The 13,980-nt window shown below is 43.0% G+C and carries 14 protein-coding genes; 6 read left to right on the top strand and 8 right to left on the bottom strand.

The window, feature by feature from the left end:
• Positions 1–241: 241 nt before the first annotated feature.
• Positions 242–514, bottom strand: a complete 273-nt coding sequence (locus tag MSWHS_RS07945; RefSeq protein ID WP_048128135.1) for a DUF1294 domain-containing protein — start codon at positions 512–514, stop codon at positions 242–244.
• Between the two features lie 206 nt (positions 515–720).
• Between MSWHS_RS07945 and MSWHS_RS07950 the strand changes: the two genes are divergently transcribed.
• A complete protein-coding gene (locus MSWHS_RS07950; protein ID WP_048128133.1) occupies positions 721–1,794 on the top strand; it encodes a YbhN family protein in 1,074 nt (357 codons plus the stop codon).
• 45 nt (positions 1,795–1,839) lie between these two features.
• Here the strand turns inward: MSWHS_RS07950 and MSWHS_RS07955 are convergent, their stop codons facing one another.
• The 4 genes from MSWHS_RS07955 to MSWHS_RS07970 form a co-directional block, all read right to left on the bottom strand.
• On the bottom strand, positions 1,840–2,331 hold the full coding sequence (locus MSWHS_RS07955) for a hypothetical protein (protein ID WP_048128131.1): 492 nt from the start codon (positions 2,329–2,331) through the stop codon (positions 1,840–1,842).
• A gap of 201 nt (positions 2,332–2,532) precedes the next feature.
• A complete protein-coding gene (locus MSWHS_RS07960) occupies positions 2,533–3,111 on the bottom strand; it encodes a hypothetical protein (protein WP_048128129.1) in 579 nt (192 codons plus the stop codon).
• 260 nt (positions 3,112–3,371) lie between these two features.
• Positions 3,372–3,983, bottom strand: coding sequence for a 30S ribosomal protein S3ae (locus MSWHS_RS07965; RefSeq protein WP_048128128.1), 612 nt, complete (start codon positions 3,981–3,983; stop codon positions 3,372–3,374).
• A 778-nt stretch (positions 3,984–4,761) separates the two neighbouring features.
• A complete protein-coding gene (locus MSWHS_RS07970) occupies positions 4,762–5,016 on the bottom strand; it encodes an alpha/beta fold hydrolase (RefSeq protein WP_156151196.1) in 255 nt (84 codons plus the stop codon).
• Positions 5,017–5,366: 350 nt separating this feature from the next.
• On the opposite strand from MSWHS_RS07970, the gene MSWHS_RS07975 reads away from it, so the two are divergent.
• Positions 5,367–6,542, top strand: a complete 1,176-nt coding sequence (locus tag MSWHS_RS07975; protein ID WP_231585645.1) for a multidrug effflux MFS transporter — start codon at positions 5,367–5,369, stop codon at positions 6,540–6,542.
• An 84-nt stretch (positions 6,543–6,626) separates the two neighbouring features.
• Here the strand turns inward: MSWHS_RS07975 and MSWHS_RS07980 are convergent, their stop codons facing one another.
• A complete protein-coding gene (locus MSWHS_RS07980) occupies positions 6,627–7,565 on the bottom strand; it encodes a hypothetical protein (protein WP_048158910.1) in 939 nt (312 codons plus the stop codon).
• 821 nt (positions 7,566–8,386) lie between these two features.
• Between MSWHS_RS07980 and MSWHS_RS07985 the strand changes: the two genes are divergently transcribed.
• Together MSWHS_RS07985 and MSWHS_RS20900 are read left to right on the top strand one after the other, a co-directional pair.
• Positions 8,387–9,346, top strand: a complete 960-nt coding sequence (locus tag MSWHS_RS07985) for a hypothetical protein (RefSeq protein ID WP_048128119.1) — start codon at positions 8,387–8,389, stop codon at positions 9,344–9,346.
• 126 nt (positions 9,347–9,472) lie between these two features.
• Positions 9,473–9,634: a hypothetical protein gene (locus MSWHS_RS20900; protein ID WP_197074044.1), complete on the top strand. Its 162-nt coding sequence runs from the start codon at positions 9,473–9,475 to the stop codon at positions 9,632–9,634.
• Here the strand turns inward: MSWHS_RS20900 and lon are convergent.
• Both lon and MSWHS_RS07995 read right to left on the bottom strand, forming a co-directional pair.
• Positions 9,631–12,033 (bottom strand): endopeptidase La, encoded by a 2,403-nt coding sequence (gene lon, locus MSWHS_RS07990; protein WP_369798968.1) that lies wholly within the window; start codon positions 12,031–12,033, stop codon positions 9,631–9,633. The genes MSWHS_RS20900 and lon overlap by 4 nt on opposite strands.
• Positions 12,034–12,117: 84 nt before the next feature.
• Positions 12,118–12,537, bottom strand: coding sequence for a MarR family winged helix-turn-helix transcriptional regulator (locus tag MSWHS_RS07995; protein WP_048128115.1), 420 nt, complete (start codon positions 12,535–12,537; stop codon positions 12,118–12,120).
• A 68-nt stretch (positions 12,538–12,605) separates the two neighbouring features.
• Between MSWHS_RS07995 and MSWHS_RS08000 the strand changes: the two genes are divergently transcribed.
• Together MSWHS_RS08000 and MSWHS_RS08005 are read left to right on the top strand one after the other, a co-directional pair.
• The gene (locus tag MSWHS_RS08000; protein WP_048128114.1) at positions 12,606–12,872 is read left to right on the top strand and encodes a DUF4062 domain-containing protein; all 267 of its coding nucleotides are present in this window, start codon (positions 12,606–12,608) and stop codon (positions 12,870–12,872) included.
• A gap of 416 nt (positions 12,873–13,288) precedes the next feature.
• Positions 13,289–13,780, top strand: a complete 492-nt coding sequence (locus MSWHS_RS08005; RefSeq protein ID WP_231585646.1) for a hypothetical protein — start codon at positions 13,289–13,291, stop codon at positions 13,778–13,780.
• Positions 13,781–13,980 lie beyond the last annotated feature (200 nt).

A 13,980-nucleotide genomic window follows, 5' to 3' on the forward strand; every position in this document is an offset into this window, starting at 1 on the left:
GTGCACCCTCATCCAGGACAAGGAATGAAAACTGTGATACCTCTTATCTTATGAAGAAAATACTATAAAAAACATTTTACAAAAAAAAGAATTAATGTGACACCGTATGTCCAGCTTTTATATGCGGTTTCGGTTATTCCATGATGTTTACGACTTTTATACCTTTTATAATCAATTTATGCTCTTAACAGACGACTTTAACAGAATCCAGGTATAAAAAGCGTTACAGGTTGCTGTAGATTTACAGGTCCATCCAGAGCATCAGAAGAAGGTGAATTCCAACAAAAACCGGCACAGAGTACCTGAATAGGGGCTTCTGGGTCTTATGCCTGAACTGCGTCATTCCCAGCCATGCGCCGATCGGCCCGAAAAGGGAAATAGCCAGCAGGGTTTTTTCCGAGATTCGCCACATTTTCCTTCTTGCTTTATATTTGTCCATCCCATACAGGGCAAATGAGGCTGCGTTAAGGGCAGCATAAACAAGAGGGAAAAGAAGGTAAAAAGTCTCTAACATGGAAAAGAATTCTCATTAATAATAATTAAAGGCTGTGATGATTTACAGGAAACAGTTCCATACTTACTTCATCGCATGAAATAATTACATCCTTAATTCATCGAATTTATCTTATATATCACAGGCTCTTGTCCTATTAATGTCAAAGGTTCTGGCAGAATATACAAAATAAGATGAAAACGGATACCAGGTTCAGAGGATTATATATGGAGATTAACGGGCAGGAAGATTTGCAGGTGCCGGAAGATAAAGATAGAAACCATAAAATCCTGGTTTTACCTCCACCCTTTGTCCTGAAGGTGAGCCGTTACCTTCCAACCCTTATTTTCCTGGGACTGGCTGTTCACCTGATCCTTCCACAGCTTGCTTCAGTCGAATCATCTCTTCAGGTAATCAAGACAATGGCTCTATGGGCTGTACTGCTCGCTGCTTTTGCCGAGATTATAAGCTACATCGGATACGGGTACCTCATAAATTCAATTCTGAAAATCGTAGACCAGCGCCTCTCCGTCTTAGAGGGAGCTTGCATAACCCTTGCTGCTGCCAGCATGGGGATGCTGGCAGGGGGCACTTTAGGAAATGCAGCAGCTACTTACCGCTGGGTCCGAAAATCGGGAGTGAGTGCAGAAGGCTCAGGGCTTGCAGGTACACTGCCCACCATATTCAATAATACAATTTTAACAATACTGGCAGCAGCCGGAATAGTCCACCTGATCTTAGTTCACGAACTCTCAACTATGCAGTTTTACGCCTTTCTCCTGATCCTTACAGTACTGATCCTTGGCATTGTGGCCGTAAGCTGGGGAAAAAACCACAGATCTGATTTTACAGCCGTAGCTTTGAGAATAGCGGCTTCATTTTCAAGACTTCAACGCAAGCCTTACACCCCCACTTCAACTGAAAACTCTATAAGCAGGCTCTTTGCAGCCCTTGACATGCTTCACAATGGGGGTTGGCAGCTCCCGGCATTGTTGGCAGCCTTTTCCATAGTTCTTGATGCACTGACACTCTACTTTTTCTTTATAGCCGCCGGGCATCCGGTAGGGTTCGAAGTTCTGCTTATAGGATACGGACTCCCTTTACTCTTCGGTAAAATGGCTTTTGTAATTCCGGGGGGAGTCGGGGTTGTAGAGAGTACGATGGCTGCTCTGTATACCGGACTTGGAGTGCCGGCCTCAGTTGCTGTTGTTGTCGTGCTCGGATACAGGGTCTTTTCTTTCTGGATTCCTACGATTGTTGGTTTTCCGATTGCTTTTTATCTGCAGAGGAAATTAAGTTAAGATAAATCTGAAGTAAAATCGAATGTGAAATTAATATTCAGTATCTTAGTGTCTTTCTACTTCTAGGCTGCGGAGAATTTTAGATGAAACCGCCATTCCCATGCAGGTGTCCAGTGTTGTCGAGGACATTATCCCTATTACCTTTCCTCCCTGCACGATAGGAGAGCCGCTATCCTCCGGCTCCGGCATATCATGGCACTGAAAGCCCAGGAAAAGCAGTGAAGCCCCTGAATTAACCACCCTGCAATAATGGATAGTATGGGTGTCATTGACAAGCTCAGCCAGCTCAAGCTCTTCCGGACTGCCAAATTCGGTGGTTTCAACCTTAGTGCCGGGAGGAAGCTCTATCAGGGCTAAATTATGGTCTTTCAAAGTTCTGGTAACAACAAGTTTCATTCCATTAACTGTTAGATGGTCATCTTTCTCCCGGAATATATGGGAAACCGTAATCATGTAAAGCACTCCTTTGAGCGAGATTATAGCGCCAATAGTGCCGCGTTTTCCATTGTGAAAAAAAGAACAGCCTGCTTTTATCATAGGCTTTAACCAACCTGCCTTTTTCGCCTGGACATAGTTAATGGTATTTCTGGAGTTTACGGTGAACTACCCCGCTTTAGAGTTAAATTTGGTTTCACTTATATTGGTGGTCAGTTTGTATTTGATTGATATTATATATCTAAATATGTACTAATATTATGGGTAAAAGAGGCCCAAAACCACAATTCACTGATGTTTTTCTTAAAACCCGAAAAAAGCCGAAAGTTTTGTCTGTTTAATTTTCTGGACTGCTTCTTTTTGTAGGGCTTCTTGTAGTTCTTCCTGTTCCTGTACCTTTTCTACCTTCGCGCCACTTTCCGAAATATCATCTCTAAAATTGTCTTCATTTTCCGGAGCCAGCGAACTCCTGTAATATTGCATTGTCCTCTCCTGCCAGTTGCCAGGGAGCAGTAGAAACTTCATGCCCCTTTTTTGCTCATTCCATTCCCATACTTCGGAGTGGTAAAAAATAGCTGCTAACTGGCTTGAGAGCTGGGCATAAGGAACCTCTGGCCTGAGTCTGTACAGGAATTTACCTATGCCATCTTTTTCAGTTCCCAGATACAGCTTTGCTGCATCGTTTGCCAGGTCTTTCCATTCCCTGTCCTGCATGAAGCTTTGGAGTTTGTCCAGGTGACTGCAGCTAATTTTATCAATCCTGGGGAAACAGTCGTTCCTGAACTTCCTTTTTACAAAAATGTTCCCCCGGCTATCTATCCGCCAGGAAAAAACCTTCTCTTTTGTTCCGAGGGTGTGGGATGCAGACCAGAGGGCAGACATGGAGGATTAATCGGATTTTGAAATATAAAAAATTGTTTGTTGTCTGTGGAATTGTACCTGGACGAAAAAGAGCAGTCAAAGCTCTCTTTTTCAGTACGAATATCAGAAAAAAGGATTTTTACGGTTACAGAAGGCTCTGCCGCAGGGCGGCAGAAATATCTTCTAATTAGCTTTTTGCACATTAAATATATTATATATTGGAAAAAATATATAATACAGGTCGCATGTTCATGGACAACCAGTTTTGAATCAAAAAGAAATTATGCTGCTGCAGGTGCAGGTGCAGCTGCGGGTATTTTTTCGACTTCGGTCTTTCTGATCTCGACTCTGCGGAGCGGGTAGATGAACTTGGCCTGCCTGTAAATGGCTGCTGAGAGCCTGCCAAGGATTGCTTCCTGCATGAAAGTCTCAAAATCGGATTCTGCTGCGCGCCTCTTGACGATCTCGACCATCATTTCCCTGATGGCTTTCATCTGGCTTGAGCGTGCCCTCTTGATGGTGAAGCAGGTAGGCTTTACGCGGATAATGTAGCCGTCTTTGGTTTTAACATCGACATTGGCGTCGATTCTGGAAGTCTGCCTCTTAACGATTGAGCGAATATAGTCGGTTGTGAGTTCATGGCCCATGAGGTCGGTAGTTGCAATGTCTCCGACGACGTTGTTGATCCTGAGAATGACCTTTGTGTTGTTCTTGGTCATATCGTTAGTGAGTTCCCCAACTGTAGTTTCAACATTGCGGCCTAAAAGCAGAGAAGGGTCTCCTGCCATCGTGTTTCCGACAATAGCCCTGTTTAAGTAAACCGGGGCTTCAATATTATACCATTCCTTGGATTTCCATCCGTCAAGCTTTCTTTGTACTTTCTTTCTTGCCAAGTAATTCCTCCGAAGTATATTTCGTTTTATGTAGTTTTATTTTGCTTTGTCCTGATGCCCTCAGGCAATCTCAGGTCTTTATCTTCCGGATGCTCAGGTGAGCTTGTTCCATAATCAATGAATGTGAAAGGCTTTTAGGTGTTTCTGCACAGTTTTAAACTGCCGCAGGTTTAGCTCTTCCAGTACCTTCTCTTTGCATATATCAAAAATCTCTGAGCCTCCTGGGTTTCCGGACTGGGGCCCCATCCCATCTGCCGACAGCCACAGGCTCCTGATAGTCAAAAATGTGACCGGAAATCGGCCAGTTATTCTCAGAAATTAGCGGATACTAACTAGTTAATGGCGCCACTATACACACCATTTCTATATATAAAGAAATCGGTCAGAAACGCTTTCTGCCCTGATATTTGTATCACAGGGGGAGAAAAACGAGAATAGAAAATATTGGTGGCTCTTCATTAACTATTTTGTATCTATTCCGTAGTTAGGTAGGAAATCTATTTTTTTTCTTCCTGCGCCGCATGGGGTTTGGAACAGCCGTCAGCCAGATAAAAAGCGACCCAAAAACTGACAACGCAATTAAGAGAGGAAAATATTGAAGGAATGTCCCCCGGACTGAGAGTATTATTTCATTTAATACATGTTAGTTTCTTACAGGCATCACGAGTCGTTTTTACCTGGTGGCTTTTATCTCTTATTTTTTTTCATTTTGGTCTTTTTGTTTTCCCAAAACCACCATTTTATTCCTTATGGACGGATCTTCGAACGGGTGGGGGTCCTAGTCCCTGTGAATTACAACTACCGGGCACAGGATATTCTTCCCGAGTTCCGGGAGCTTACCGCTGCTCCTTAAACTCGCTGGCTTCATCCGTGTATTCATTATGTTTGCGGCATACTTTTCTTCGAAGGGGCTGCTTCCGATTAGAATTCGTTTTTTTACGAATTGAGGGTAGTGGACTGTAAGGATAAAACTGAGCATTGCCCTCCAGGAAAACCCTATCAGGGTAACCGGAATAGCTCCATTTTCTTCCAAAAACCTCTCTGAGTTCTCTTTCCTGGGCTTCATGAGTTGTTTTCGTCTGGGGGGGTTCAAGGACTCCTTTAAGCTTCTTTGGTTTAAAGCAAGATTGTTTTTAAAATTTATTGATACTGATCTTTACTTTCGCAACTGTTATATACAACTCTCTTCCTTCGAGAACCATCCAGATTAGTTACACATGCAATCATCTTCCCAATTTACAACAGCTACAATAATCACTTAAAAACTGATAAACACCTGAAAAATGATAAAATCGAAAAAAGGATCCTATTATGGCTTCTCAGCAAAAAAGAACTGGTAAAATAGATACTACAATTAATAAGGTAAATAGTTCCGGAGGAAATTTGAAGCGAAATCTGAAAGGAACCTTGCCACTTCTGGCCCTTCTTACGGCCTTTCCCCCTCTTTCCACGGACATGATCTTACCGGCCATACCATCCCTTGCCGATACCTGGAACGTTTCTCTGTCGGTGATTAACCTGACCCTTGTCTGCTTCTTTGTGACTTATGGTTTTTTCCTGCTCTTCTACGGCCCGATTTCCGATAGGTTTGGCCGCCGCAAGCCCCTCCTTTTCGGGCTTGTGGTATACATAGTGGCAAGCCTGCTCTGCGCCTTTGCGTCCAGTGCTACCATGCTGATAGGTTTGCGAATACTGCAAGCTGCAGGGGCTGCTGCCAGTTCTTCCATCTCTATGGCCATGACTAAAGACATTTTCTCCGGCCACGAGCGGGAAAGGATTCTGGCTTACATAGCGGTTATAATGGCTCTTGCTCCGATGATTGCTCCGGTCCTTGGCGGCTGGGTCCTTGCAGATTTCTCCTGGCCCTGGATCTTCTTCATTCAGGCAGTTATGGGTTTAATCGGATTTATCGGGGTTCTTCGCTTTCCGGAAACTCTTCCTAAGGTATCCGATACACCTCTTTCCCGGATAATGCACACCTACAGCCGGTTGCTGCTCAACCCTTCCTACATAGTCATGGTACTGGTCATGTCGGCAAGCCTTTTTCCCCTGTACAGTTTCATTGCAGGCTCTTCTGACATCTACATTAACGGGTTTGGCATGAATGAGCAGAAATATAGCTACTTCTTTGCCTTCAACGCCATGGCTCTGATGATCGGCTCCTTCTCCTGCCTCCGGCTGACAAGAAGTATTCGGTCAAAGCACCTGATGACGGTAGGGTTTGCAGGAATTTTCCTGGGCGGAGTTTTTCTTCTTCTCACCGGAAAGCACGGCCCCTGGAGCTTTGCGCTCCCGATGTTCCTTATCACATTTTCCCTGGGCCTGAGCCGTCCTCCAAGTAACAATCTTGTGCTGGAACAGGTCGACCGGGACGCAGGTTCAGCTTCTTCGCTGCTGATCTTTAGCTATTTTACGCTTGGGGCTGTTGGCATGTGGTTTATTTCCCTTGAATGGGCGGATAAGATCCCTGTACTTGGAACCATTGCTCTCGGTTCCGGAGCTCTGGTTCTGGGAGCATGGGTTGTTTTGCAGAGGAGAGGCATTGGAGGTGCTGCTTGATTTTTTCACGGGCAGCCGTGCAAAAATTTTCCACAATAAATCTATTTACAGATATTATGTGTTGCAAATGAAGTTATAATCGGGTTACATACAACCCTTACATTTGGAACAATCGCCGCAGGTTGTTGCTTCCTTATAGTCGCCGCCTGTTATTTTGAACATAGATTCAGATATCCTGTAGTTGGTTACTTTCATACCGTCATCAATGGTTACGGTATCATCGCCAAAGAGCAATTTAATCGGCACCCTTTCATATTCTTCCATCAGACCCGGTTTTAGCTTTGGGAAAATGACTTTCTTTTCTCCATTGCTTTTTCTGGCCATAATGATGTCAAAGGTAGCAAGAGAAGTTAATCTGCCGTTTATGCCAAAGCTCAGGGAGTTTTTATCCGCATCTATACCCAGTGCATTCGCATCATATGCATTGATCAAACCAATAGGAGTTTCAACAGGGACCGGAACTGCCGGTTCTACGGATTCTATGCTGTCATCTTCAAAAAGCTTAAATCCTGTTCGGACTGGTATTTTTCCTGCCGGGGTGTCAATTGTGATTCTTTCGGTTGGCCACAGGATCAGGCTTCTGACTTTTCCGTCAGGATAAAATCGCAAACCGATTATCTTTGCACTAAAGTTACCAAACGGAAAGGAAAAATCATATTTCTGTGCCAGTGCACCTTCTTCTTCTTCCGACCAGAAACCGCTGATTTGCCCGTTTAATGGGAACAAACTATTGATCGAGCCATCTTCAAAGAAAGTGACCAGTTCAGCCGGAAATATTCCTATTGATGTGCTTACTTCAGTTTGTTGCTCTAAAGAAATGCTTTTAATTTCCCCGTTTTTATGAAAAGACAAAACTTTTAATTGCTTTGTTCTAACTCCGGGATTTCCGTACTGTGGAACAAAATCCCCATATTTTGTGCTAATCAAATTGTAATCTTTAAGCTTACACTCATTCAGTTCGCCACCATCATATGTGGTAAAGCTCGTTATCCCTTTGATACCGCTTGTTTCAACAGTTAACATTATGTACCTCCCTGACAAGAAAAATGAATCAAGTTCTTTGCTTTGCCAGAGATGACAAAGCCTTAATTTTTTGCGTGCTCAACTCGACTTTCATTTTAAGTACAACTTCAAGCCTCCGTTGTTGCAGTATTTTTTGTCGAACGCTTATTCCAATATACAATTCTTAATCAACGGAAATCAGAATCCTATTTCCTACTTATATTATATAAATATTTCTTTCAAGAATCGTCTTAAATACTCAGTAATAAGGTAGTTTCTACGATTCTTTGAAGAAAGCGGGAGCTTGCACGAATGGCTTATTTTCCCCGATATAATAGGGTTTTCTGAATCCATTGCACAAAGAGGACTTCTGGAAAATAAAGAAAAGTATTTTGTTTTATGAAATATGAAATGAAGAGATAAAGGAAAAGGAGAAGTGACCCGAGGAAGAAGTTATTTTGTAAATATTTCAGCAAGCTTTTTCTCAACTTCCCTGACCTTATCTGGTTTTAATGAACCACTCTGGTAAAAAATAATATATATGTCGGCAGTGAATATTTTATTTGTACGGATCAGGCTCCTGGGGGCAGGCAGGCTGCCTTCTTTGAAGTCATCTTTTGATAGGGAGACTGCATAACCGCCATTTTTTTTCTCTGGTAATATTTAATTTTTCAAATAAGCCCCAAATACAAATTATTTATTTACTATGTTAATGTCTCTAATCTGATGTTATTAAAAGCTCTGAGTTATCAGCTCTGAGCTTTTTAAGATTAGAAATATAATTCGGAATACTAACAGCTTCTCCTGTTTATTGATTTTTTTTTCCTGGAGTTGAGGGTTTCATGAATAAGCAAAAAGCTATAATGATACTATTATTGGTCATTCCCGTCCTTCTTGTATTTTATTTCTTCAGCCCTTTTTTATTGATGGGTTTTGTTGACAGTTCCTGGTACTATTCCGAGGAAGTTGACATCGGGCCTTTTGATTACAGTTCCGTACTTACGAAAGCTGAGAACGCAGGCTATGAAGTGGAAGGTTCCTGGCCCTGGCCCGGAAATTTTTCGGGTTTTGAGCCCGGGGATGTCCCGGAGGTCCGGGAAAGGTTCGGAGGTGCCGCTCTTGTGGAGAACATCAGGCTTAACTATGACGAGAACTCCGAGCTTATGGTCTTCATCTGCGAAGAAATACCGAAAAACGGACTGGAAGAAGGACAAAAAGCCGTGACTGAAACCTGTGTAGCCCTCTCGAACCTCAACCACACCGACCCTGATTCTCCCTTACAGCTATCAGAATTTCCGCAGGATGTCTGGATGCTTGAAAAATTTGGCCTTCTCTTCGGCCTGGATGAAAAAGCTTCGGAAAAGTATCTTGAAGCTCTGAAAAAAGCTGCACAAAACCAGACCTGGGATGCTAAAATACAGGTGAACGAATCTCCTGATTTCCCGGCTGTATATGCTAATCTTATAGAAAACAGAGATGATTCCAGTTACGAATCCAGTTTGGGTATTAATGCATACCCCACAGAAGTCTTTTTAAAGGACGGGAAGCGGCTGGGTTCCGTAAAGTACTTCGTTCCGAAGGCGAAGGTAGTGACTTATGATAATGAGAACAAGTATATAGTTGAACTCGATGCCCAGGGAAAAGTAAGGCTCGAAATCTTAATGCCCCCAGGAAGCAGTGGGGACGAAATACCTGAAGAGGAATACCGGAAGGTTTTCAGGGAGATATTTAAAGGACTGGGGCTTTCTCCTGAAGTGGTGGACAGCTTTGAATTTTTTCACAGCTCTTCACGGATTTGGTGAAGCTGGCTGAGGATTGAGCAATTTCCTTGCTTCATTTTTCGGAAATTGGAAATCTAGATTGAGCAATTTCCTTGCTTCATTTTTCGGAAATTGGAAATCTAAATTGGAAATCTTCTAAAACGTGAATTGTTACAAACAGATCTCTCCACGATAAGACTTGAGTTTGATTTTAGGAGTTTTTTAACTCAAGTTGAGGTGGGGGATACAGATGGAGGAATGAGGTATTTCATGGCTCTGGCAGGCCTGAAACCCCATCCAGTACTTATTTCTGCACCTTTCAATCTTTAAACATTCTGCGTAGTCGTAAACCCATTTTCTGCAAACGACAGCATCGGCCCGTGAAGATCCATGTCAAGTGCCTCTTTCAAGACTTCCTCAATGGTCTCTACCGGTACGAATTTAAGTTCGTTTCTGACGTCTTCGGGCACGTCCTCAAGGTCTCTCTCGTTTTCTTTTGGCAGGATTACTTTCTTTATGCCTGCCCTGTGGGCTGCCAGGATTTTCTCCTTTATGCCGCCCACAGGCATTACTGCACCACTCAACGTGATTTCCCCTGTCATGGCAATTTTTGGGTCAACTGCTTTGCCGGTTATCAGGGATGTGAGGGCAGTAAAGAGGGTCACACCTGCGGATGGGCCATCTTTTGGAGTTGCACCTGAAGGTACGTGGATATGAATATCGCTTGAAGTGAAGTTAAAGCTATTTGCAGTGTTTGAAAGCCTGGACCTCACAAGGCTCAAAGAGATCTGCGCAGATTCTTTCATCACATCCCCGAGCTGGCCGGTAAGTGTAAGTTTTCCTTTTCCTGGCATGAAAGTGCCTTCGATGAAGAGGATATCTCCTCCTACAGGGGTCCAGGCAAGTCCGGTGACCACGCCGGGAACATTTTCTTTTCTGGCTTCTTCCTGCCTGACCATCTCTTTTCCGATGATCTCCTTTAGCATCTCCGGTTTTACCACGTAAGGCAGGTCAGCCTTGCCTGAAACAATCTTCTCAGAAACAAACCTTGCAGTCTTTGCAAGCTGTTTTTGGAGCTGCCTGACTCCTGCTTCTCGGGTGTATTTTTCGATGATCACTTTCAGGGTTTCATCTTCAATTTTGAGTTTATCCGTATCAAGACCGTGTTCTTCCAGGGTACTGGGGAGCAGGTGGTCTTTTGCAATTGCAAACTTCTCGTTTTTCGTGTAGCTCGAAATCTCTATTAGCTCCATTCTGTCGAGAAGCGGCGCCGGGATTGTTGCCAGGGAGTTAGCAGTGGCAATGAACAGCACCTCGGACAGGTCATATGGAACTTCAAGGTAGTGGTCTGAGAAGCTGCTGTTCTGTTCGGGGTCGAGGACTTCCAGAAGGGCACTTGAAGGATCTCCTGCGTAGGAAGTTGAAAGCTTATCTACTTCATCGAGGATAAAGACCGGGTTTTTAGTACCTGCTTTTTTCATGCCCTGTATAATCCTTCCGGGCAGAGCCCCTACATATGTCCGGCGGTGCCCCCTTATCTCGGATTCATCTTTGACACCTCCAAGGCTGACACGGACGTATTCCCTGCCAAGGGCATCTGCAATGCTTTTTCCAAGGCTCGTTTTGCCGGTGCCGGGAGGTCCCAGGAAGAGCAGGATCGAGCCCTGTTTCTCCTTTTTTAATTTCATTACTGCCAGGTGCTGGATTATTCGTTCCTTGACTTTTTCAAGCCCGTTATGGTTGTTCTCAAGCACACGGCGGGCTTCGGCAATATCGATGTTCTTTTTCTCTTCCGTTACCCAGGGAAGGTCAAGCATGAGGTCCAGATAGTTTCGGATAACAGGGCTTTCAGGATTATGGCTGCCTCCGGTTTCGAGTTTCTTTAGCTCTGAGAGCGCTTTCTTTCTGACCTCATCAGGCATCTTCGAATTCTCGATTCTTTCCCGGTATCCTCCTTCTCCTGAAATGGAATCTTCATTTTCGTTGAGTTCTTCCTGGATTACCTTCAGCTGCTCCCGGAGCATCGCTTCTCTATGTGATTTGCTGATCTTGTCTGTAACTTTTTTTGCTATTTCCATCTGGAAATTGATATTCTCTTTGTGCTTAATCAGAATATCAAGAAACGTCAGATACCGTTCCCTGACAGAAACAGTTTCCAGAAGGGCCTGTTTCTCTGCAAGATCTATCGGCATGAATGGCATGACATGTCCCATTATCTGGTCAATGGAACCCATCTTTTCTATTGGCCGGGTAAACTTCTCAGAACCCTGAAAACGGCTGCTTATCTCATTAATTATTGTTTTTACATTTTCTATCATTTCTGCCTGAACATCTTCATCAAGATCCTGAAGGTCCATGACAGGCTCATATGTGGCATAGAACAGGCCGTTCTTCTGGCAAACAGATTCTGCCTCTACCTTCTGGACAGCCTTGGCAATAACCAGATATCCCTCATCAGCAGGCTGTACGTATGTGATTTTAAGCAGGTTTCCTGTTTTATACAGATTATCTTCTGACAGGTCTGAAGGTTTTGTACCACTCTTTACTGTCAGCCCGATGGCATATACAGATTCGGCGTTTTTCATGTCATTTAAGAGTATTTCTCCGGTGACTTTATCAGCAAGGAATTTTGCCCGGCTTTTCGGGTAGACCACTACCTCAAAAAGCGGCATTACTATGCTCTCTCTGTAATCATCGGTTTGTTCTGGATACATTGTCAATCGTCTCATTTTTATAAAGTTGTTTTCTCAGTTGTTTCGGTTATTTCAATTATTTAGTTTGAATTTACCTAACTTTTTTACCGGCCAAAAAAATTACCATACCTTTTCCAGAAGGTTGATAAGCGTGTCAATTTCTTTCTCGTCCAGAGAATCTGCCATTTTTTCAATGACTTTCAACAAAGCGTTTTCTTCGGCACGAGCTATTCTCCGTCCTTTTTCAGTCAGGCGAATGTAAAAAATTCTTCCGTCATCCGAGGACTTTTCTTTGTACACGCATTCCATTTTTAAGAATTTGTTGACCATCTCTGTGATGGTTGGCTTTGAGTTTCTGGTGATTTTAGCAAGCTTGCTAAATGTCACTTCCCCATGTTCATCTATGACTCTCAGATATCCAATTTGTTTTACAGTGATATCCGATAACCCGCATTCAGAGAATATCTCACAAGAGCACTCGCTTTTGATTTTGGCCAGGTTTTCAAAGACTATAAACAAATGCTCTTTTTTCTCAGTCATATCTTGATCAGTGCAGTTAGTTAGGCATTACCTAATTATATAGTTTGTGGTGATGGGGAGTTTATAAAATGGCCCGTATATTTGTATCTTCTACGTTTAAGGATCTGGAAGAATGCCGTGAAAAGGTCCGAATTGTTCTGAGACGGATGGGCCATGAAGATGTGGCGATGGAATATTTTGTTGAGGAAGACAAAAGACCTATTGATAATGTCTGGAAGACGTTGCTTCTTGCGACCTTTAACCTGTTGAGCTTCCAAAATCAAATTGCGGGTGGCCACCCCAACCAAAGGATGGGGTATGCTGATGGGCCGCCCGCTCGGTTACACGTTGGTTAAAATTCATGTGAACTAAAAAAGAAGCTGATTATTGCTGACTTAGTCTCGTTCACAAATCCATTCAAGTGTTAGCTTCAGCAAAACTAGGCCGAAGAAAGTTTCTTGTTATAGATCGGAAATAATTAAATTTTGACTTCACTACTGGAGAGATAACTCTTATAAAAAAACTTGAAAATCTCAATCCCCCCTCTTGAAAATGAAAATAAACTCTTTTCCAGCCTTCTTTTTTTCAACATAATCTAATTTTTAAGCCGGAAAAGGTCACTTCAGGCTGTATTTGTGCTCTTATTTTGCAGAATTATTTTACCTTAGAATTTATTCTTCAACCTTCCAGCTCCCACAAATCAATTGATGAATTTATATCTCCTGCTTCCCATACTCTTAGCATGATGCCCTCTTTGTTGAGTCCAAGAGAGATGCCTTCAATAGAAGGTGTCCGAATCCCACTGAATTTCTATGTCGTACTTAAAGAGCCTGTTCTTCTTGCTGGCATGTCTCGTCCACGGGAGTCTACCCCCTGGGAGAAAATTGGTGAAGCCGGTTTTTCAAACGTAGTCTGTCTTAGCAGTTCCGAGGTTAATTACGACCCCTATCCTCTCAAAGTGCTGTTCTCTGCAGAATTAGAAGACCTTTATTTTGGTTATGGACCGGAGGACCCTGAAAGAGAGGAGCGGCTTATCAGGCAGGCTGCTGCTGCTATAAATGCAAAGATGGATGAAGGAGAAGGGATTGTTGTCCATTGCATGGGAGGCATAGGCAGGACAGGCACAGTTCTCGGATGCGTACTAAAGGATCTTGGTTTTTCGGCGAAAGAGGTACTGAATTATCTTGATGAAATAAATATGCATAGAGGCTTTGGAGGGTGGCCGGAAACTGAATGGCAGGAAGAAATGGTACGAAAATACTAACAAAATTTTAAGATTTGTTTGATGACTTTTTGATAGATTTTGATAGATTTTGATAGATTTTGATAGATTTTGATAAATTTTGATAGATTTTGATAGATTTTGATAAATACTGATAAAAAGCACTCTGAAAAAGAGGTATCAATCAATTCCAATTCCTTTGAAAACGAGAATAAACCTTTTTCCTGTCGTTTTATTCTCAA

Source organism: Methanosarcina sp. WWM596 (assembly GCF_000969965.1).
Classification (GTDB): domain Archaea; phylum Halobacteriota; class Methanosarcinia; order Methanosarcinales; family Methanosarcinaceae; genus Methanosarcina.

Bases quoted from the DNA above. Each gene is read 5' to 3' on its own strand.
- MSWHS_RS07995 (WP_048128115.1), bottom strand. From the start codon at position 12,537: ATGACTGAGAAAAAAGAGCATTTGTTTATAGTCTTTGAAAACCTGGCC.
- MSWHS_RS07945 (WP_048128135.1), bottom strand. From the start codon at position 514: ATGTTAGAGACTTTTTACCTTCTTTTCCCTCTTGTTTATGCTGCCCTT.
- MSWHS_RS07955 (WP_048128131.1), bottom strand. From the start codon at position 2,331: ATGATAAAAGCAGGCTGTTCTTTTTTTCACAATGGAAAACGCGGCACT.
- MSWHS_RS07960 (WP_048128129.1), bottom strand. From the start codon at position 3,111: ATGTCTGCCCTCTGGTCTGCATCCCACACCCTCGGAACAAAAGAGAAG.
- MSWHS_RS07950 (WP_048128133.1), top strand. From the start codon at position 721: ATGGAGATTAACGGGCAGGAAGATTTGCAGGTGCCGGAAGATAAAGAT.
- MSWHS_RS07980 (WP_048158910.1), bottom strand. From the start codon at position 7,565: ATGTTAACTGTTGAAACAAGCGGTATCAAAGGGATAACGAGCTTTACC.
- lon (WP_369798968.1), bottom strand. From the start codon at position 12,033: ATGAGACGATTGACAATGTATCCAGAACAAACCGATGATTACAGAGAG.
- MSWHS_RS07985 (WP_048128119.1), top strand. From the start codon at position 8,387: ATGAATAAGCAAAAAGCTATAATGATACTATTATTGGTCATTCCCGTC.
- MSWHS_RS08000 (WP_048128114.1), top strand. From the start codon at position 12,606: ATGGCCCGTATATTTGTATCTTCTACGTTTAAGGATCTGGAAGAATGC.
- MSWHS_RS08005 (WP_231585646.1), top strand. From the start codon at position 13,289: ATGCCTTCAATAGAAGGTGTCCGAATCCCACTGAATTTCTATGTCGTA.